The sequence below is a fragment of the Erythrobacter sp. genome, assembly GCF_040217515.1.
Classification (GTDB): Bacteria; Pseudomonadota; Alphaproteobacteria; order Sphingomonadales; family Sphingomonadaceae; genus Erythrobacter.
The window spans coordinates 404,055-422,685 of record NZ_JAVJPT010000005.1; the positions used below are offsets into that span (position 1 = coordinate 404,055).

Here is an 18,631-nt window from a genome sequence, read left to right on the forward strand (position 1 = left end):
CCCCCTCACATTCCTAAGCTGACCGGGACCGCTCAATGCCCCAGATAGCCCAGCTCGCCGAATTCTACTCCAGCCAGATCCTCTGGACGCTGGTGTTCTTCGGCATCACCTTCTTCCTGATCGGGCGCGGCATGGTGCCCAAGGTGATGGACACCGTCCAGCTGCGCGATCGGCAGATCTCGGACGACCTTGCCGCGGCGCAGTCCGCGCGCGATGCCGCCCATGAGCAGGAAGAGGCGTGGAAGGCGCGCGAGGCGGAGAACCGGGCGAAGGCGCAAGGCCTCATCGCCGAGGCCAAGGCGCAAGCCGCCGCCGAAACCGAGGCAAAGCTGGCTGCGGCGCAGGAGCGGCTCGACGCCCGCCTCGCCGAGGCCGAAACCACTATCGAGACGGCCCGCGCGGGCGCGCTGGCCGAACTCGAGGACGTCGCCACCGAGGCGAGCCAGGATATCGTCGCCCGCCTGACGGGGGCGAAGGTGGACAAGCGCTCGGCCCGATCGGCGGTCAAGAAGGCGCTGACCAATGCGTGACACTCTCGCCATCCTCGCCAGCGGCTCCGAATATGCCGAGCCGGCCGCGATCGGGCTCGATTCCTATCAGTGGGTCGGGCTCGCCATGCTGGTCCTGCTCGCCATCTTCGTGTGGAAGAAGGTGCCCGGCATCGTCACCGGCGGGCTCGATGCGCGCATCGCCGAGATTCGCCAGCAACTGGACGAGGCGAAAAACCTGCGCGCCGAGGCCGAGGCGCTGCGCGACGAATACGCCGCCAAGATCGCCAATGCCGAAAAGGACGCCGAGGCGATGATGGATGGCGCCAGGCGGGAAGCCGATGCGATCCTCGCCAAGGCGGAAGAGGACAGCGCCGCCATGGTCGCCCGCCGCGAGCGGATGGCCGAGGACAAGATCGCCGCTGCCGAACGCGAGGCGGTGGAGGACGTGCGCGCCCGCGCAGTCGAGGCTGCCACCGCCGCTTCGGGCCGGCTGATCGCGGCGAAGCACGACAGCGAAGCCGATGCGAAGCTGGCGGACGAAGTGATCGGCTCGCTGTAAGTGCGAGTCCCTGCGCAGGCGGGGACCTCGTGTGATCAAGCGCCCTTCGGCCCGGGTTCCCCGCCTGCGCAAGGACACGGCATCTTCACACCTCGAACACCACCTTTCCGACCAGTTCGCGCCGCGCCATCGCGTCGAAGCCTCCCCGCCATTCCTCCAGCGGCAGGACCCGGTCGATCGCGGGCGATATGCGGCCCGCCTCGGCGAGGTCGCGCACGGCGGCGGTGATCGCAGCGCCGCGTTCGGGAAAGCGGCGGGCATATTCGCCCGCGCGCAGGCCGACGACCGAGAATCCCTTGATGAGCGGGATGTTGGTCGCGATTTCGGCGATCCGCCCGCTGGTAAAGCCGACCACGACGAGCTTGCCGCCGAAAGCGGTGCAGCGGGTCGATTCGTCGAACACGTCCCCGCCGACCGGATCGAAAACGATATCGGCAAGCGCGCCGCCGGTAATCTCGGACACCGCCTCGCGAAAGCGTCCTTCGGCAAGGATCACGCGATCGGGAGCGGCCTTGGCGGCGATGCCCTCGCGCTTGTGCCCGATCCCCGTCGCCGCGATGACGCGCGCGCCCAGCGCCCTTGCCAGATCGCACGCGGCAAGCCCCACGCCGCCGCTCGCGCCGTGGATGAGGACCCATTGGCCCTCCTGCAAGCCGCACAATTCGACCAGGCCGGTGTAAGCCGTCGAATAGGCCGCGCCCATTGCCGCGCCCTGCGCAAAGGAAAAGCCGTCGGGCAGCGGCGAAAGAGCGCGCGCGGGGATGCTGGCGATTTCGGCAAAGGCGCCGGTCTTGTTGCCGCCGATCACTCGGTCGCCGGGCGCAAAACCGCTATCCGCATCGGCCTCGATCACTTCGCCGGCGCATTCGAGCCCGGAGGTGAAAGGCGGCTCGGGCTTGAACTGGTATTGCCCCCGCGTCATCAGCAGGTCGGGATAATTCAGCGAGGCCGCGTGCACACGGACCAGGACTTCGCCGGGAGCGCGTTCGGGTGCGGGGAGGTCGGACAGGGCGACGCCCGACAGGTCGCCTGACAGGCGATCGACGCGCAGGGCCTTCATGGTCGGCTAGAAGCTGTCCTTGGCGGCCCGCAGAGCCGCGAACGTCTCGGACGGTTTGCTACCGCCCCAGCGTGCGGCAAGGACCGGATCGTCGGCGCGCAGGAAGGGATTGGTCGCCAGCTCGCGTTCGAGCACGGTCGGGACCGTCGGCTCGCCCCGCGCGCGCTTGGCCGCGATCTCTTTGGCGTAGCTTTGAAGCGCGTCATTGTCTGGATCGGCATGGAGCGCGAATTTCGCATTGGCCGCAGTGTATTCGTGCGCGCAGTAAAGCGTGGTCTGCGTCGGCAGGCGGCGGATGCGATCGAGGCTGGCCCAGAATTGCTCCGGCTCGCCCTCGAACATCCGCCCGCAGCCGAGCGCGAAAACCGCATCGCCGACGAAGGCTATGCCCTCTTCGGGGATGAAATAGGCGATGTGACCGTTGGTGTGGCCCGAAACGTCGATCACGTTGGCCTCGTGCTCGCCAAGGTGGACCGTGCCGCCATGTCCCACCACCTCGTCGATATTCGAGAGCCGCTCGACTTCTCTCGGCGCGACGACTTTAGCGCCGGTCGCCTCGACGATCTCGGCGTTGCCGCCGGCGTGATCGGGGTGCCAGTGGGTGTTCCAGATATGGGTGATCGTCCAGCCCTTGGCCTCGGCCTGTTTGAGATACTCCCTGGCATCGGGCGTATCGATGGCGGCGGTCTCCTCGCTGACGGGATCGTGCAGCAGGAAGCCGTAATTGTCGGACAGGCAGGGGAACTGGTGGACTTGCAGCATGGCGCACACCTTACAGGGCGCGCGCGCAATGGAAAAGGCCCGCCTGCCGATGGGGCAAGCGGGCCTTTTTACCTTTCGCGTGTCCCCGCGCAGGCGAGGACCTCGTTCGGCTTGATGCCAGGGGGCCTGAGGCCCCTGCCTTCGCAGGGGCGCACGCTTCGGCTCAGTCGCCTTTCTTGAGCGCTTCGCCGAGGATGTCGCCGAGCGACGCGCCGCTGTCGGACGAACCGAACTGCGCGACGGCTTCCTTCTCTTCGGCGATCTGGCGCGCCTTGATCGAGAAGTTGGGCTTTTTCGAGCGGTCGAAACCGGTGACCATCGCATCGACCTTGCCGCCGACCTGGAAGCGGTCGGGGCGCTGTTCGTCGCGGTCACGGCCGAGATCGGAGCGCTTGATGAAGCCGGTCGCGCCGTCTTCGCCGACCTGCACTTCGAGCCCGCCATCGCGAACCTCGAGCACGCTGACGGTGACGACCTGGCCCTTGCGCAGCGTGCTCGGATCGGCGCCTTCCGCGCTCGGTGCGCCCTTTTCGAGCTGCTTCATGCCGAGGCTGATGCGCTCCTTGTCGACATCGACGTCGAGCACGACCGCCTTGACCATTTCGCCCTTGCGGTGAAGCGCCAGCGCATCTTCGCCCGAAATGCCCCAGGCGATGTCCGACATGTGGACCATGCCGTCGACATCGCCGTCGAGCCCGACGAACAGGCCGAATTCGGTGGCGTTCTTGACCTCGCCCTCGACTTCGGAGCCGATCGGGTGCTTCTCGGCGAATTCGTCCCACGGATTGCGCTGGGCCTGCTTGAGGCCGAGGCTGATCCGGCGCTTTTCGCTGTCCACCTCGAGGATCATGACTTCGACTTCCTGCGAGGTCGATACGATCTTGCCCGGATGGATGTTCTTCTTGGTCCAGCTCATCTCGGAGACATGGACGAGGCCTTCGATCCCCGGCTCGAGCTCGACGAAGGCACCGTATTCGGTGATGTTCGTGACCGTGCCGGTGATCTTCATGCCGACCGGATACTTGGCCGAAACGCCGTCCCACGGATCGCTTTCGAGCTGCTTCATGCCGAGGCTGATGCGCTGCGTTTCGGTGTTGATGCGCACGATCTGCACGGTGACGGTGTCGCCGATATTGATGATCTCGCTGGGGTGGTTGACCCGCTTGTAGCTCATGTCGGTGACGTGGAGGAGGCCGTCAATGCCGCCAAGATCGACGAAGGCGCCGTAATCGGTGATGTTCTTGACCACGCCGTCGATCACCTGGCCCTCGGCCAGCTTGTCGATCAGTTCGCTGCGCTGTTCGGCGCGCGTTTCCTCGAGCACGGCGCGGCGCGAGACGACGATATTGCCGCGGCGACGGTCCATCTTGAGGATCTGGAAGGGCTGCGGCATGTCCATCAGCGGGGTGACGTCGCGCACCGGGCGGATATCGACCTGGCTGCCGGGAAGGAAGGCGACGGCGCCGTCGAGGTCGACGGTGAAACCGCCCTTGACCCGGCCGAAGATGCGGCCTTCGACGCGCTTGCCTTCGCCGAATTCGTTTTCGAGCTTGTCCCAGGCGGCTTCGCGGCGGGCGCGATCGCGCGACAGCATCGCTTCGCCGTCAGCGTTTTCGACCCGGTCGACATAGACTTCGACCTCGTCGCCGACCGACAGGTTGTGGTCGTCTTCGCCGCGGGCGAATTCCTTGAGGTTGACGCGGCCTTCGGACTTGAGGCCGACATCGATCACGGCCATGCCGGCTTCGATCGAGGTGACGGTGCCCTTGACGACGCGGCCTTCGAAACCGCCATCGTCGGCGCCGCCGAGTTGTTCGTTGAGGAGCGCTTCGAAATCGTCGCGCGTGGGATTGGGCGAAGTCGCCATAGGTGTGAGGTTCCTGACTTTCGTTTGCTACCGGCCGCCGGTTTTTCCGGGGTCTTTACCGCCGCCTGGCGCACCATTGCGCTGGCCTTGCGGGCAAGAGGCCGACTTCTCCGCGCCGCCGGATGCGAGCGCGAAGGTCCACTCAACCGCGATGGATTGGGAGAACGGCCGCGCCCCTATGCGAAACGGGTGTGAAAGGCAAGACTCTTGACCCCCCGAACCGCGCGTCCGCGCCCGCGCTCATCGCCGGGCGAGCGCCCGTTCGACCACGTCGAGCACCGTGTCGAAGGCCTCGTCCGGGTTGAAACTGGTCGTGTCGATGACGAAGGCGTCGGGCGCGGCCTTGAGCGGTGCATCCGCGCGGTTGATGTCGCGCGCGTCGCGCTTGACGATGTCGCGCTCGATCTCGGCAAGGGGGATCTCGTCCTCGCGCCCGATATGGGTGCGCGTCATTTCCAGCCAGCGCCGCCGCGCGCGCTCCTGGACGCTGGCGGTGATGAACAGCTTCACGTCGGCATCGGGCGCGATCACCGTGCCGATGTCGCGCCCGTCGAGCACCGCGCCGCCGGGCGCCCTGGCAAAGTCGCGCTGGCGCTTGAACAGGGCGGTGCGCACCGCCGGATGGATCGAGACGCGGCTTGCCAGCCCGCCGACCTCCTCGGAGCGCAGGACCGGGTCCTCCAGCAATACGTCGGGAAAGGCGCAGGCGGCGAGCGCATCCGCCTCGCTGTCGGGGTCACCCCCATCGAGCGAGACCTGCCGCCCGACGGCGCGGTAGAGCAGGCCGGTGTCGAGATGCGGCACGCCGAAATGCGCGGCGAGCCGCTTGGCGATGGTGCCCTTGCCGCTGGCCGTGGGTCCGTCGACGGCGATGATCATCGAAAAGTGTCCTTTATCCGGCGCGGGGTCAGCGCGCGCGTCTCGCGCCTGCGCCAGCGGTAATGAAGAAAGACGAAAGCCGCGATCGCGGCAACCAGGTTGAAGGCGAGGTCGACCCAGCCCGGATTTCCGCCCGAACGCAGCACCGTCGCCGCCATGGCAGCGCCGATCAGAAGGAGCGCCGCGACAATCCGGCGGGCCCGCGGCGTACGTCCGAGCAGGAGGAGTGTGCGCTTCACGTCTCCTCCACCTCGACCGCCTCGCCGGCCGCATCTGCACCGCGTCGCCGAAGCGCCTTGATCAGCCCGGTGATCGCGATCGCGGCCCAGAACCCTTCGAGCACGAGGCTAGGCCAGTTGGTGTGGACGATAAGGCTGACGGTCAGCAGCGCCGCGCCGGTAAGGTTCGTCCCGTGCAGGAGGAACGGATTGGCCCGCTCGCTAAGGGTCAGATAGGCATAGGCACCGATGATGCAGGCCGTGCCGAGGAAACCGACGAATGCATAGATGTCGAGCGCTTCGCTCACGCGCTGTCCCGCCCCGCCTCAGCCGTAGCGGGCGAAGACGAAGCGGCTGCCGTCCGCGCGAAAGGCGATGACAGCGTAGGGCTGGGTGCGCTCGCCCATTTCCATCCCCGGCGAGCCCACCGGCATGCCCGGCACGGCGAGGCCCACCACGCCTTCGGGCCGCTCGGCCAGCAGGCGCTCGATCTCGGCGGCGGGGACGTGACCCTCGATCACGTAGCCCTCGACGAGGAGCGTATGGCAGCTGCGCAGGTCCTGCGGCACGCCGTGGGTATCCTTGACGCGGGCCATGTCGCGAGTGACCGTTTCCTCGACCTCGGCCTCGCCATGCTCGCGCACATGCTCGGCCCATTTGCCGCAGCAGCCGCAGTCCGGGTCGCGGAACATTTCATGGCTCGCGGCCTGCACCGCGCTCGAACAGGCGGCGATCGCAAGCAGGGCGGGGGCGAGGAGCGGGCGGGTCATGCGGGATTCTCCTGGGTCGGGTATGCCCATTACAATGGGGTCTCGAGGGCGGCCTGTTCAAGCAGGTTCATGAAACCGGGAAAGCTCGTCGCGATCGGCGCGGCATCGTCGAGCGTCACGCCTTCGCGGCTCGCAAGGCCGGCCACCGCCATGCTCATGGCGATGCGATGGTCGAGCCGGGTCGCCACGGCTGCGCCTTTCGGCGTGCCGGGCAACGGGTCGCCGCCGGTGCCGTGGATCACCAGCCCGTCCTCGCGCTCCGTCACCCGCGCCCCGGCCAGAGTGAGCGCCGCGGCCATGGCGGCGAGCCGGTCGCTTTCCTTGACCCTGAGCTCCTCCAGCCCGGCGGTGGTCGTCGTGCCCTGCGCGAAAGCGGCCGCGACGAAGAGTGCGGGGAATTCATCGATCATGGCAGGCGCAAGGGCGGGGTCGATGTCCGCCCCGCTGAGCGCGGCGTGGCGCACGCGCAGGTCGGCGACCGGTTCGCCGCCCACCTCGCGCGGGTTTGTCTCGGTGATGTCGGCGCCCATCGCACGCAGGGCCTCGACCAGCCCGGCGCGGGTCGGGTTCATGCCGACATTCTCGATCGCAAGGTCGCTTCCCGGCACGATGCTGGCTGCGACCATGAAGAAGGCCGCAGCGGACGGATCGCCGGGCACGGTCACGTCGAGCGGGGCGAGGTCGGCCTCGCCATGCACGCCGATGACGCGTTCCTTCCCGCCCGCGCCGTCCTCCTCGTCGATCTCGAGCCGCGCCCCGAACCCTTCGAGCATGCGTTCGGTGTGATCGCGCGTGGCGACCGGTTCGATGACCTGCGTGATGCCCGGCGTGTTCAGCCCGGCGAGGAGCACCGCGCTTTTTACCTGTGCGCTCGGCACGGGCAGGCGGTAGCGAATCGGCACGGCGGGCAAGGCGCCGCGCATCATGAGCGGGAGCGTGCCGCCCGGCGAAGCGGAGATGTCCGCGCCCATCCGCGCCAGCGGGGTCATGACGCGTTCCATCGGGCGGCGCGACAGGCTCGCATCGCCGATGAAGGTGGCATGGATGCCGTGGCTCGCAACCAGCCCCATCAGCAGCCGTGTCGACGTGCCCGAATTGCCCATGTCGAGCGCGCCTGCAGGATCCAGCAGGCTGCCCAGCCCGGCGCCCTCGACGATCCATGTCCCCTCGTCGCCGCGCTCGACATGCGCGCCGAAAGCCCGCATCGCCGCGGCGGTGGCAAGCACGTCCTCGCCTTCGAGCAGGCCGCTGATCGTGCTGCGTCCCACGGCGAGCCCGGCGAACATCAGCGCGCGGTGGCTGATCGACTTGTCGCCCGGCACGGCGATGCGCCCGGTCAACGGGGCGCTCGCGGGGTGGATGGTGTGGGCGGGCATTGCGGCTTCCTCATTGGTTCGCGCAAGCGCCGCCCTCGCGGTGCCGCGCGATTTTCCCGCAGTGCTTTGACAGCGCCTCCCCCTTCTGGCAAGGCGCGCTCCGCTGTCGGCCCGATGCTTGATTCCCATGCAAGGCGGGTCCACCTTCCACGATCGACTTGACGGATTAAACGGCACTCGCAAGGAAGCTGCGCGAGGCCATTTCGAGGACTATTCAAGCATGGCGAAGCCAGAATGGGGTACCAAGCGTACCTGCCCCAAATGCGGAGAACGCTTTTACGACCTGGGCAAGGACGATCCCGTTACCTGCATCGAATGCGGGGAACAGTGGTCGCCCGAGCCGGTGCTCAAGTCCAAGCAGCCGATTCCCTTCGAGGAAACCGAGAAGAAGGAGAAGGAAACCGAATCCGACTCCGACCTGTCGGGCGATAACGAGCTCGAGGACATCGACATCGACGACGATAACGATTCGCCCGACAACGATGTCGACTTGGGTGGCGACGACGATCTCGGCGTGTCGAAGGGCAAGGGCGACGACGAAGAGGAAGATGCCTGATGACGACGCGCCCCGGGCCTTGGGCGCGCTTCGAGCGGGCTTGATCGGCCCGGCTTCCTTCCCAAATACCTCTTGCAAATGGCGGGGCGTCCTTATAATGGCCGCCTCCCGCGAGCGGCTCCACCCGGGGCGGTTCGCCTTCTGACTGGTTCGGGGCCTTAGCTCAGCTGGGAGAGCGCAACACTGGCAGTGTTGAGGTCAGCGGTTCGATCCCGCTAGGCTCCACCAGTCGAAGATATTCGTGATGACAGCCGCCCTGAAAAGGCGGCGGTGATCCGCACGCTGGCCGACGAGGTTTCGTCCGCCGGCGTTTTTCGCGTTTACATCCCCGGATCGGCCTCGCAGGCCGACCGCGGGGCGAGGAGAAGAGACGAGTGTTCGACAATCTGTCCGATCGCCTCGGCGGCGTATTCGACCGTCTCAAGGGGCGCGGCGCGCTGAAAGAGCAGGACGTGCGCGACGCCATGCGCGAAGTGCGCGTGGCCCTGCTCGAAGCCGATGTCGCGCTGCCCGTTGCGCGTCGCTTCATCGATTCGGTCACCGAAAAGGCGATCGGACAGGACGTGCTCAAATCGGTTTCGCCCGGCCAGCAAGTGGTCAAGATCGTCCATGACGAGCTCGTCGAAACGCTCGGCGGGGCGGAGGTCGAGGGACTGAAGCTCGATGCCAAGCCCCCGGTCGTCATCATGATGGTCGGCCTGCAGGGTTCGGGCAAGACGACGAGCACGGCCAAGCTCGCCAAGCTGATCCGCGAACGCCACGGCAAGAAAGCGATGATGGCCTCGCTCGACGTCAATCGCCCGGCGGCCCAGGAACAGCTGGCGGTCCTGGGCGAGCAGGCGGACGTCGCCACGCTGCCGATCGTCGCGGGCCAGCAGCCGGTCGATATCGCCCGCCGGGCGATGGAATCGGCGCGGCTGCAGAATGTCGACGTGCTGCTGCTCGATACGGCCGGTCGCCTGCATGTCGATGAAGCCCTGATGGCCGAGATGAAGGCGGTCTCGACCGTCTCCGCGCCGAACGAAGTGCTGCTCGTCGTCGACTCGCTGACGGGTCAGGACGCGGTCAATGTCGCGCAGAGTTTCTCCGGCGAAGTCCCGCTGACCGGCGTGGTGCTCACCCGGATGGACGGCGATGCGCGCGGCGGCGCGGCGCTTTCGATGCGCGCGGTCACGGGCAAGCCGATCAAGTTCGCCGGCACGGGCGAAAAGCTCGATGCGATCGAGACGTTCCGCCCCTCCAGCGTTGCCGACCGCATCCTCGGCATGGGCGATGTCGTCAGCCTCGTCGAAAAGGCGGCGGCGACGATCAAGGAGGAAGAGGCCGAGCAGCTCCAGCGCAATTTCGAAAAGGGCAAGTTCGACCTCAACGACCTGCGCATGCAGCTTCGCCAGATGCAGAACATGGGCGGGCTTGGAATGCTCGCCGGAATGCTGCCGGGCATGAAGAAGGCCAAGGCCGCGATGGCCGCGTCGAACATGGACGACAAGGTCCTGGTTCACATGGACGCGATCATCTCCTCGATGACGCCTAAGGAGCGCGCCAATCCCGCGCTGATGAACGCCAAGCGCAAGAAGCGCGTCGCCGCAGGCAGCGGCACCGACGTGCAGACCGTGAACAAGCTCCTGAAAATGCATCAGGAGATGAGCAAGGCGATGAAGCAGATCAAGAAGATGGGCGGCCTCAAGGGCCTTGCGTCGATGTTCGGCGGCGGGGGCGGCCCGGGCGGCATGCCCCCAATGGGCGGTCCCGGCGGCGTCGGCGGGCAGGGCGGTCTTCCCGGTCTTGGCGGACCGGGCGGACCGGGCGGTCTCCCCGGCCTCGGCGGGCCCAAGAAGAAATAGTTTCAGTTCACGATTACATATAATTCCATTCGAAAGGTAAGACATAATGGCAATTGCACTCAGGCTTTCGCGCGGCGGCGCCAAGAAGCGTCCCTATTACCGCATCGTGGCCGCCGACAGCCGTGCCCCGCGCGACGGCAAGTATCTCGAGCAGATCGGCACCTACAACCCGCTGCTGGCCAAGGATGACCCCGCGCGCATCAAGCTCGACGAGGACCGTGCGCGTCACTGGCTCTCGGTCGGCGCGCAGCCGTCCGACCGCGTCGCCCGCTTCCTCGATGCCGCCGGCGTGATGGAGCGCACCCCGCGCAACAACCCGCAGAAGGCCGAGCCGGGCGAGAAGGCCAAGGAGCGCGCCGAGGAGAAGGCCGAGAAGGCCCGCGAGGCCGAGGAAGCCGCCAAGGCCGCAGCAGCCGAAGCGCCGGCCGAAGAGGAGGCGCCGGCTGAAGAGGCTCCGGCTGAAGAGGCTGCTGCTGAAGAAGCTCCGGCCGAGGAAACTCCCGCAGAGGATTCCGGCGAGGAAAAGGCCGAGGGCTGATCCCTCTCCGATCGCCTGCCCCGGTGCGTGACATCGCACCGGGGCGGGCCGGGAGCGCGGCGTGCCAGCAGACACAATCGAACTCGCCGCAATCACCGGCGCGCATGGCGTGGCAGGCGACGTGCGGCTCAAGCTGCTGGGCGAAGGCGTCGACGCTCTTTCGGCGCATGACAGCTTCAATGACGGCGCCCTCACTCTTAAGGCGATTCGCTCCGACAACAAGGGCGGGGCCATCGCACGCTTTGCCGAGATCGCGAACCGCAGCGAGGCGGAGAAGCTGCGCGGCACCGTCCTGACCGTGCCGCGCGCCGCGCTCCCGCCGCTTGGTGAAGGCGAATATTACCATGCCGACCTGATCGGCCTTCGCGTCGAGACCGATGCGGGAAAATGGGTGGGCGAAGTGGTCGCCCTCGCCAATTTCGGCGCGACCGATATCGTCGAGATCCGGCGCGAGCCGCCGCCCGCGAAAGGACAGACGACTTTCATGGTGCCGATGACGCGGCAGGCGGTGCTGTCCTGGGACGAGAGGCGCATGGTGATCGCCCGCGCTTTCGCCGAATGAAGCGGCAAATCCGCCTCACCCTGCCTTGCGTGTGCCCGACGACAGGCGTTGACTTGGAGTATTCGCGCTCACCGCAGGGAACCTCGCTATGGGCTGGCGGGTTGCACATTTTGTGACGCGGGACCGCGATGTCGTCGGCCGTTCAGGCGGCGGGAAATTTGACTGGCTGCCGGAGCGATTCTGCTCATTTCAAAGACTTAAGATTTGTTACAAGGCGCAATTGTGCTTCGCCAGAGGCCGATTGTGCCCATGATGCTTGCGACACAGGCTAATCTGATTGCGTGAGACGCAATTATCTTGCGTTTTTGCCGAAACGCCCCGCTTCGGTTGAGATAAGCGGCGGGCCATGTTCTAATCGATGCACTCGATAATATGAGATCAACGCTTCGCGAGGCCACCCTCCGGCGGAGGGGCTTTTTGCGCGCCTGCGGGGCATCATCAGAACGGGGAATCGACAGTGGACAAGACCACCACGAACACCTTCGCACCGACAGACGAGCAGGATTACGGCGACGATCCGCATGCCGTGCGCGAATCCGATGTCTATGTGAACGAATATGTCCGCGGCTTCGTGGAGAAGTGGGACGAGCTCATCGACTGGGACGCGCGCGCCGAAAGCGAAGGCCAGTTCTTCATCGACCTGCTGCGCGCGCGCGGCAAGAAATCGGTGCTCGATGTCGCGACCGGCACGGGATTCCATTCGGTGCAACTGCTCAAGGCCGGGTTCGACGTGTTCTCCGCCGACGGGTCTGCCGAAATGCTCGCCATGGCGTTCCAGAATGCGGCCGATCACGATTTCGTGCTCAAGACCGTCCATGCCGACTGGCGCTGGCTGAACAAGGACGTGCACGGCAAGTTCGACGCGATCATATGCCTCGGCAACAGCTTCACCCACCTCCACGACGAAGCCGACCGGCGCCGTACGCTGGCCGAATTCTACGCCGCGCTGAAGCATGACGGCGTGCTGATCCTCGACCAGCGCAATTACGACGAGATCCTCGATCACGGCTTCAGCTCGAAGCACAAATATTACTATTGCGGCGACCAGGTCACGGCCGAGCCCGATTATGTCGACGACAGCCTCGCCCGGTTCAAGTATTCGTTCCCGGATGGTTCTGACTACTTCCTGAACATGTTCCCCATTCGCAAGGAATATGTCCGCGGCCTCATGGCCGATGTCGGCTTCCAGCGCATCCACACCTATGGCGATTTCCAGGACGACCACGAGGACGCCTCGCCCGACTTCTTCATCCACGTGGCGGAAAAGGAATATATTGAGGACGACGATGGCAAGTGAGACGATGACGGACGAAGCCGGTGTCGCGGTCGCGCGGGATTATTACGACAGCAGCGACGCGATCGAGTTCTATTCCACCATCTGGGGCGGGGAGGACATCCATGTCGGCATCTATGACGACACGCGCGACATCCGCGAGGCGAGCGCGACGACGGTCGACACGATGGCAGGGCTGCTCGGCGATCTGGGTGACCTGCACGTGCTCGATATCGGTTCGGGCTATGGCGGCGGCGCGCGGCGGCTGGTGGCGAAACACGGCGCGGCCCACGTCACCTGCCTGAACATCGCCGAGGAAGAGAACGCCCGCAATCGCAAGCTGACCGGCGAAGCGGGTCTGTCGGACCGGATCGAGGTCTTCGACGGGTCGTTCGACGCTCTGCCTTTCGACGGCGAGGCGTTCGACGTGGTGTGGAGCCAGGACGCGATTCTCCACGCGCCCGACCGCGATGCGGTGCTGGACGAGGTCGCGCGGGTGCTGAAGCCCGGCGGGCGGTTCATCTTCACCGATCCGATGCAGGCGGACGGGCTCGCCGATACCAGCGCGCTGCAGCCGATCTATGACCGCATCCACCTCCAGAACCTTGCGAGCTTCGGCTTCTATCGCGAGGGATTGAAGGCGCGCGGCTTCGAGGAAGTCGAAGTGCAGGACCGCTCGAACCAGCTGCGCAACCACTATGCCCGCGTCGCCGAGGAGCTCGATGCGCGCCGGGGCGAGCTTTCGGCGAGCGATGCCTTCGTCGACCGTATGATCGCAGGTCTCGGCCACTGGGTGCGCGGCGCGGACGAGGGTCGGCTGACCTGGGGGATCATGATTTTCCGCAAGCGGTGAGCGGGCTGGAGATACGCTTCACGCAAGGCTAAGGAGCGGGCGGGGCAGCGCATCGGCGCGCCCCGCCTGTTTCGCTTGCCGTGGAGGGAAAACGTGTTCGAAGCGCCCGAATGGCTGTGGTGGGTGATGCTCGTCTCGCCGCTCATCCTGACGCCGATTATCGCCAATATCGCGCTCGCCCGCGCGAAAGAACGGCCCGGCTTCGGCGCGATGATGGGCATCGGCGCTCTCGGCGCGGTCCCGCTCGCCGTGTTCATGGCCGCGACCCGCGATGGCGGGCTGGGCGGCGCTATCGCCTTCGCGCTCATCGTGCTCGTCGTGTGGGGCAGCACGATCGGGGCTGCGCTGGCAAGCTATGTCGACTGGCTGCGGCGCGAGGATGCAAAGCGGCGGACGGGGCGCGACCTGACCGGCGCCGAATGAGTTTCGCCGCCACCATCCTGACACTCTATCCCGAGATGTTTCCGGGTCCGCTCGGCTTGTCGCTCGCCGGCAAGGCGCTCGAGCGCGGCGACTGGTCCTGCGCGGCGTTGCAGATCCGCGATTTCGCCACCGACAAGCACCGCACGGTCGACGATACGCCCGCAGGGGGCGGGGCGGGCATGGTCCTGAAATGCGACGTGGTGGCGCGGGCGGTCGATCATGCCGCCGCGCTCCAGCCCGAAGCGCCGATCCTCGCCATGACACCGCGCGGGAAACCGATCACGCAGGCACGCATCCGGGAACTCGCGAGCGGGCCGGGCGTGACCCTGCTGTGCGGCCGGTTCGAAGGCTTTGACGAACGCCTGTTCGAGGCTCGCCCGCAAATCGAGCAGGTCAGCCTTGCCGACATTGTCCTCTCCGGCGGAGAACCCGCCGCGCTCGCCATACTCGACGCTTGCATTCGGCTGCTTCCCGGCGTAATGGGCGCGGCCTGTAGCGGCGAGGAGGAATCCTTCGAGGACGGCCTCATCGAATATCCGCATTACACCCGACCGCAAGAGTGGGAAGGGCGCACGATCCCCGAAGTGCTGCGATCGGGGGATCATGCGAAGATCGCCGCCTGGCGCAAGGCCAAGGCGCGCGAGACGACACGGTTACGCAGGCCCGATCTATGGGAGCGTCACGGGGATGCTCCGGGCGGGTCTGCCTCTGGCGCGCAGCGGAAACAGAAGGATACGGACCAGTGAACCTGATCCAGCAAATCGAAGCCGAGGAAATCGGCAAGGTCGAACGAACCATTCCCGAATTCCGGGCCGGTGACACCGTGCGTGTCGGCGTCAAGGTCAAGGAAGGCAACCGCGAGCGTGTGCAGAATTTCGAAGGCGTGGTGATCGCGCGTTCGAACCGCGGCATGGGTAGCAACTTCACCGTGCGCAAGATCAGCTTCGGCGAAGGCGTGGAACGCGTCTTCCCGCTCTATTCGCCGATCATCGACGACATCACCGTGGTCCGCCGCGGCGTCGTGCGCCGGGCCAAGCTCTATTACCTGCGCGGCCGCACCGGCAAGCGCGCGCGCATCGCCGAACGCCGCGAGAACGCTCCCAAGGCGTAAGGCTCGCTCAACGCGAATTCCACACAGGGCGGCTCCACGAGGAGCCGCCTTTTTGTGTTCGCGCCCGATTTTGCGGGTCTGCTGTTCTCTCCCCCTTTGCAATTCGCGCGCCGTTTCGTCATGTCGGCGGCCAGCCATGACGAAACGAAGGGGCCGTCCTTGAAATGCGCTTGCCGATCCTTGCCGCACTTGTCGCTGCACTCCTGTCTCCTGCACCCGCCTTTGCCGATACTGCCATGAGCGAACAGGGCGAACTGACCTTCGAGCGGGTCTTCGCTTCGCCGTCGCTGAACGGCCCCGCGCCGCGCCAGGCGAAGCTTTCGCCGGATGGGAAATATCTCACCCTGCTGAAGAACCGCGAGGACGAGCGCGAGCGCTACGACCTGTGGGGCTACGACATCGCCACGCGCGAATGGCGCATGCTGGTCGACAGCGAGGCGTTGGGCACGGGCCGCGAATTGTCCGAGGACGAGAAGATGCAGCGCGAACGCGCGCGCGTCGGCAACCTGAAAGGCATCATTACCTATCAGTGGGCGAACGACGGGTCGGGTGTGCTCGTGCCGCTCGACGGCGATCTCTATTTCGCCAATCTCGACGGGAGCGTGACGCGCCTCACCGATACCGAGGGCAGCGAACTCAACCCCAAGCTGTCGAGCAAGGGCGGCTATGTCTCCTTCGTGCGCGAGAGGCAGCTATGGGTTGGCCCGTTCGGCGAGGAAGCGCGCCCGATCACGCCGAAGGAAGGCGAAACGATCCGCTGGGGCGAGGCCGAATTCGTCGCGCAGGAGGAAATGGGTCGCCTCACCGGTTACTGGTGGTCGCCCAACGACCTCAGAATCGCCGTCCAGCGCACCGACGAAAGCCCGGTCGGCATCGTCACTCGCGCCGCGATAGGAGCGACCGGGACCAGGGTGTTCGACCAGCGCTACCCGGTGGCAGGCTCGGACAACGCCATCGTCGAGCTTTACGTGATGGACCCGGACGGCGGAAACCGGGTCGAGGTCGATCTCGGGCCGGAGACCGACATCTACCTTGCCCGTGTCGACTGGGGGCCGGACGATTACCTCTATGTCCAGCGGCAGGACCGCGCGCAGTCGCGGATCGACATGCTGAAGGTCGATCCGGCGACGGGGACAAGCGAAATCCTCTTCACCGAAAAGGCCGCGCGGCCCGATTACTGGATCAACCTGTCGGACAATTACCGTTTCCTGAAGGATGGCAGCCTGCTGTGGTGGTCCGAGCGTTCGGGCTACGGCCAGTTCTACCGTCTCGACGCCGGCGAATGGACGCAGCTTACCGAAGGCACGCAGCCCGCAGTCAGCCTTGTCGGGGTGAACGAGGAGGAAGGCAGTTTCTTCTTCACCCGGGTCGATGACGTGCTGACCACGCAGGTCTATCGCGCGGATTTATCGGGTGAGGGCGAGCCCGAGCGCCTGACCGATCCCGATTACACCAACAGCGCCAGCATGGACGGCAAGGGCCGCGCGCTGCTCGTCAGCCGGTCGAAACCCGATCAGCCCCCGCAGTCCTACCTCGCAGGGCGCGAAGGGCAGCGCATCACCTGGATCGAGGAGAACGCGCTGGACGCAGAGCACCCCTACACACCTTACCTGATGAGCCATGTCATGCCCGAATACGGCACGATTGCGGCCGAGGACGGGACGGAGCTTCACTACATGATGCTCAAACCCGACATGGAGCCGGGCAAGAAATACCCCGTGCTCTACTACCACTATGGCGGGCCGGGGCCGCAGCTGGTGGACAAGGGCTGGACCGGCGCGCTCGCGCAGGCGGTCGTGGACAGGGGCTATATCTGGTTCGCGCTCGACAATCGTGGCTCGGCCAACCGGGGCGTCGATTTCGAACAGCCGATCTACCGCGCGATGGGCGGGGTCGAGGTGCGCGACCAGAAGGCCGGGGCCGAATGGCTGGGGCAGCAGGCTTACGTCGATCCCGACAAGATCGCGATCTATGGCTGGTCCTATGGCGGCTACATGACGCTGAAGCAGCTCGAAGCCGACCCGGGCCTGTATGCGGCGGGCATATCGGGCGCGCCGGTGACCAAGTGGGAGCTTTACGACACCCACTACACCGAACGCTACATGGGGAACCCGCGCGAAGTGCCGGAAGCTTACGAGAGGGCGAGCGCGATCCCGCAGGCGACCGGGATCAGCGACCCGCTGCTCATCGTCCACGGCATGGCCGACGACAACGTGGTGTTCGAGAATTCCTCGGAAATCATCGCCGCGCTGCAGGAAGGCAACGTGCCGTTCGAGATGATGCTCTATCCCGGCTACACGCACCGCGTGGGGGGCGAGAACATCTCGCCGCACCTGTGGAACACGATTTTCCGCTTCCTCGAAAGCCACGGGGTGACGCCGCCCGAATAAGCAGGGCTGGGTGGTTGTGCGGGCCGCGCGAGGCGCTATCTCGCGAGGCGGCAGTAAACAGGAGAATGCGAATTGGGCTATCGGGTGGCCATCGTCGGGGCGACCGGCAATGTCGGGCGCGAAATGATGCAGATTCTCGCCGAGCGCGAGTTTCCCGTGGACGAGGTTGCAGCCGTCGCATCGGGCCGTTCGACCGGGACCGAGGTCGAATACGGCGACACGGGCCGTATGCTGAAATGCCGCAACATCGAGCATTTCGACTGGGCCGGCTGGGACATCGCCCTGTTCGCGGCCGGATCCGGCCCGGCGAAGGAATATGCGCCCAAGGCCGCCGCGGCGGGCTGCGTGGTGATCGACAATTCCTCGCTCTACCGGATGGACCCGGACGTGCCGCTGATCGTGCCGGAAGTGAACCCGGACGCGATCGACGGTTACACAAAGCGCAATATCATCGCCAATCCCAACTGCTCGACCGCGCAGCTCGTCGTCGCGCTCAAGCCGCTTCACGATGCCGCGACGATCAAGCGGGTGGTGGTGTCGACCTACCAGTCGGTTTCCGGCGCGGGCAAGGCGGGCATGGACGAATTGTTCGAGCAGAGCCGCGCGATCTTCGTCGGCGATCCGGTCGAGCCGGCCAAGTTCACCAAGCAGATCGCCTTCAATGTGATCCCTCACATAGACGTGTTCCTCGAAGACGGATCGACCAAGGAGGAATGGAAGATGGTGGTCGAGACCAAGAAGATCCTCGATCCCAAAGTGAAGCTCACGGCGACCTGCGTGCGCGTGCCCGTTTTCGTCGGCCATTCCGAAGCGGTGAACATCGAGTTCGAGCGGGAAATCACCGCCGAGCAGGCGCAGGACATCCTGCGCGAGGCGCCGGGCATCATGCTCGTCGACAAGCGCGAGGACGAGGGATACGTCACCCCTGTCGAAAGCGCGGGCGACAGCGCGACCTATATCTCCCGCGTGCGCGAGGACCCGACGGTGGAGAACGGGCTGGCCCTGTGGTGCGTGTCCGACAACCTGCGCAAAGGTGCTGCGCTCAATGCGGTGCAGATTGCCGAACTGCTGGGTCGGCGACACCTGAAGAAAGGTTGAG

The 18,631-nt window shown here is 65.9% G+C and carries 21 protein-coding genes and 1 tRNA gene; 14 read left to right on the forward strand and 8 right to left on the reverse strand.

Going from position 1 to position 18,631, the window contains the following annotated elements; translation table 11 throughout:
- Positions 1–35: 35 nt before the first annotated feature.
- Together RIB52_RS07935 and RIB52_RS07940 are read left to right on the forward strand one after the other, a co-directional pair.
- Complete coding sequence (locus tag RIB52_RS07935; RefSeq protein WP_350174671.1) at positions 36–530, forward strand: F0F1 ATP synthase subunit B family protein; 495 nt, start codon at positions 36–38, stop codon at positions 528–530.
- A complete protein-coding gene (locus tag RIB52_RS07940; RefSeq protein ID WP_350174673.1) occupies positions 523–1,050 on the forward strand; it encodes a F0F1 ATP synthase subunit B family protein in 528 nt (175 codons plus the stop codon). Before RIB52_RS07935 ends, RIB52_RS07940 begins: the two co-directional genes overlap by 8 nt.
- Positions 1,051–1,135: 85 nt before the next feature.
- Here the strand turns inward: RIB52_RS07940 and RIB52_RS07945 are convergent, their stop codons facing one another.
- From RIB52_RS07945 to aroA, 8 genes are all read right to left on the reverse strand, one after another.
- Positions 1,136–2,110, reverse strand: coding sequence for an NADPH:quinone oxidoreductase family protein (locus RIB52_RS07945; RefSeq protein WP_350174675.1), 975 nt, complete (start codon positions 2,108–2,110; stop codon positions 1,136–1,138).
- A 6-nt stretch (positions 2,111–2,116) separates the two neighbouring features.
- Positions 2,117–2,872, reverse strand: a complete 756-nt coding sequence (gene gloB, locus RIB52_RS07950) for a hydroxyacylglutathione hydrolase (RefSeq protein WP_350174677.1) — start codon at positions 2,870–2,872, stop codon at positions 2,117–2,119.
- 163 nt (positions 2,873–3,035) lie between these two features.
- Positions 3,036–4,739 (reverse strand): 30S ribosomal protein S1, encoded by a 1,704-nt coding sequence (gene rpsA / locus RIB52_RS07955; protein WP_350174679.1) that lies wholly within the window; start codon positions 4,737–4,739, stop codon positions 3,036–3,038.
- Positions 4,740–4,979: 240 nt separating this feature from the next.
- Positions 4,980–5,618, reverse strand: a complete 639-nt coding sequence (cmk, locus tag RIB52_RS07960) for a (d)CMP kinase (protein ID WP_350174681.1) — start codon at positions 5,616–5,618, stop codon at positions 4,980–4,982.
- Positions 5,615–5,857, reverse strand: a complete 243-nt coding sequence (locus tag RIB52_RS07965; protein WP_350174683.1) for a hypothetical protein — start codon at positions 5,855–5,857, stop codon at positions 5,615–5,617. Before RIB52_RS07965 ends, cmk begins: the two co-directional genes overlap by 4 nt.
- Positions 5,854–6,144 (reverse strand): CBU_0592 family membrane protein, encoded by a 291-nt coding sequence (locus RIB52_RS07970; protein ID WP_350174685.1) that lies wholly within the window; start codon positions 6,142–6,144, stop codon positions 5,854–5,856. The genes RIB52_RS07965 and RIB52_RS07970 overlap by 4 nt, the downstream gene beginning before the upstream one ends.
- 18 nt (positions 6,145–6,162) lie before the next feature.
- The gene (locus RIB52_RS07975; RefSeq protein WP_350174687.1) at positions 6,163–6,606 is read right to left on the reverse strand and encodes a DUF411 domain-containing protein; all 444 of its coding nucleotides are present in this window, start codon (positions 6,604–6,606) and stop codon (positions 6,163–6,165) included.
- A 29-nt stretch (positions 6,607–6,635) separates the two neighbouring features.
- Complete coding sequence (aroA, locus tag RIB52_RS07980; RefSeq protein WP_350174689.1) at positions 6,636–7,982, reverse strand: 3-phosphoshikimate 1-carboxyvinyltransferase; 1,347 nt, start codon at positions 7,980–7,982, stop codon at positions 6,636–6,638.
- 220 nt (positions 7,983–8,202) lie between these two features.
- Here aroA and RIB52_RS07985 point away from each other — a divergent pair, with 220 nt between their 5' ends.
- From RIB52_RS07985 to RIB52_RS08040, 12 genes are all read left to right on the forward strand, one after another.
- Positions 8,203–8,538: a TIGR02300 family protein gene (locus tag RIB52_RS07985; protein ID WP_350174691.1), complete on the forward strand. Its 336-nt coding sequence runs from the start codon at positions 8,203–8,205 to the stop codon at positions 8,536–8,538.
- Positions 8,539–8,690: 152 nt separating this feature from the next.
- Positions 8,691–8,766 (forward strand) — tRNA-Ala (locus tag RIB52_RS07990).
- A gap of 146 nt (positions 8,767–8,912) precedes the next feature.
- Positions 8,913–10,382 (forward strand): signal recognition particle protein, encoded by a 1,470-nt coding sequence (ffh, locus tag RIB52_RS07995; RefSeq protein ID WP_350174693.1) that lies wholly within the window; start codon positions 8,913–8,915, stop codon positions 10,380–10,382.
- A 46-nt stretch (positions 10,383–10,428) separates the two neighbouring features.
- Complete coding sequence (gene rpsP / locus RIB52_RS08000; protein ID WP_350174695.1) at positions 10,429–10,920, forward strand: 30S ribosomal protein S16; 492 nt, start codon at positions 10,429–10,431, stop codon at positions 10,918–10,920.
- Positions 10,921–10,981: 61 nt separating this feature from the next.
- Entirely contained in the window at positions 10,982–11,482 is a 501-nt protein-coding gene (gene rimM / locus RIB52_RS08005; protein WP_350174697.1) for a ribosome maturation factor RimM, read from the forward strand.
- 457 nt (positions 11,483–11,939) lie between these two features.
- Positions 11,940–12,779, forward strand: a complete 840-nt coding sequence (locus RIB52_RS08010) for a glycine/sarcosine N-methyltransferase (protein WP_350174699.1) — start codon at positions 11,940–11,942, stop codon at positions 12,777–12,779.
- The gene (locus RIB52_RS08015) at positions 12,769–13,608 is read left to right on the forward strand and encodes a methyltransferase domain-containing protein (RefSeq protein ID WP_350174701.1); all 840 of its coding nucleotides are present in this window, start codon (positions 12,769–12,771) and stop codon (positions 13,606–13,608) included. The genes RIB52_RS08010 and RIB52_RS08015 overlap by 11 nt, the downstream gene beginning before the upstream one ends.
- A gap of 93 nt (positions 13,609–13,701) precedes the next feature.
- Complete coding sequence (locus RIB52_RS08020; RefSeq protein WP_350174703.1) at positions 13,702–14,031, forward strand: hypothetical protein; 330 nt, start codon at positions 13,702–13,704, stop codon at positions 14,029–14,031.
- Complete coding sequence (gene trmD / locus RIB52_RS08025; RefSeq protein ID WP_350174705.1) at positions 14,028–14,777, forward strand: tRNA (guanosine(37)-N1)-methyltransferase TrmD; 750 nt, start codon at positions 14,028–14,030, stop codon at positions 14,775–14,777. Before RIB52_RS08020 ends, trmD begins: the two co-directional genes overlap by 4 nt.
- The gene (gene rplS / locus RIB52_RS08030) at positions 14,774–15,142 is read left to right on the forward strand and encodes a 50S ribosomal protein L19 (RefSeq protein ID WP_350174707.1); all 369 of its coding nucleotides are present in this window, start codon (positions 14,774–14,776) and stop codon (positions 15,140–15,142) included. The genes trmD and rplS overlap by 4 nt, the downstream gene beginning before the upstream one ends.
- A gap of 164 nt (positions 15,143–15,306) precedes the next feature.
- Positions 15,307–17,532, forward strand: coding sequence for a S9 family peptidase (locus RIB52_RS08035; RefSeq protein WP_350174709.1), 2,226 nt, complete (start codon positions 15,307–15,309; stop codon positions 17,530–17,532).
- A gap of 72 nt (positions 17,533–17,604) precedes the next feature.
- On the forward strand, positions 17,605–18,630 hold the full coding sequence (locus tag RIB52_RS08040) for an aspartate-semialdehyde dehydrogenase (protein WP_350174711.1): 1,026 nt from the start codon (positions 17,605–17,607) through the stop codon (positions 18,628–18,630).
- The last annotated feature ends 1 nt before the right edge of the window (position 18,631 follow it).

Bases quoted from the DNA above. Each gene is read 5' to 3' on its own strand.
- RIB52_RS07935 (WP_350174671.1), top strand. From the start codon at position 36: ATGCCCCAGATAGCCCAGCTCGCCGAATTCTACTCCAGCCAGATCCTC.
- RIB52_RS07940 (WP_350174673.1), top strand. From the start codon at position 523: ATGCGTGACACTCTCGCCATCCTCGCCAGCGGCTCCGAATATGCCGAG.
- RIB52_RS07945 (WP_350174675.1), bottom strand. From the start codon at position 2,110: ATGAAGGCCCTGCGCGTCGATCGCCTGTCAGGCGACCTGTCGGGCGTC.
- gloB (WP_350174677.1), bottom strand. From the start codon at position 2,872: ATGCTGCAAGTCCACCAGTTCCCCTGCCTGTCCGACAATTACGGCTTC.
- rpsA (WP_350174679.1), bottom strand. From the start codon at position 4,739: ATGGCGACTTCGCCCAATCCCACGCGCGACGATTTCGAAGCGCTCCTC.
- cmk (WP_350174681.1), bottom strand. From the start codon at position 5,618: ATGATCATCGCCGTCGACGGACCCACGGCCAGCGGCAAGGGCACCATC.
- RIB52_RS07975 (WP_350174687.1), bottom strand. From the start codon at position 6,606: ATGACCCGCCCGCTCCTCGCCCCCGCCCTGCTTGCGATCGCCGCCTGT.
- aroA (WP_350174689.1), bottom strand. From the start codon at position 7,982: ATGCCCGCCCACACCATCCACCCCGCGAGCGCCCCGTTGACCGGGCGC.
- RIB52_RS07985 (WP_350174691.1), top strand. From the start codon at position 8,203: ATGGCGAAGCCAGAATGGGGTACCAAGCGTACCTGCCCCAAATGCGGA.
- rpsP (WP_350174695.1), top strand. From the start codon at position 10,429: ATGGCAATTGCACTCAGGCTTTCGCGCGGCGGCGCCAAGAAGCGTCCC.
- RIB52_RS08015 (WP_350174701.1), top strand. From the start codon at position 12,769: ATGGCAAGTGAGACGATGACGGACGAAGCCGGTGTCGCGGTCGCGCGG.
- trmD (WP_350174705.1), top strand. From the start codon at position 14,028: ATGAGTTTCGCCGCCACCATCCTGACACTCTATCCCGAGATGTTTCCG.
- RIB52_RS08035 (WP_350174709.1), top strand. From the start codon at position 15,307: ATGCGCTTGCCGATCCTTGCCGCACTTGTCGCTGCACTCCTGTCTCCT.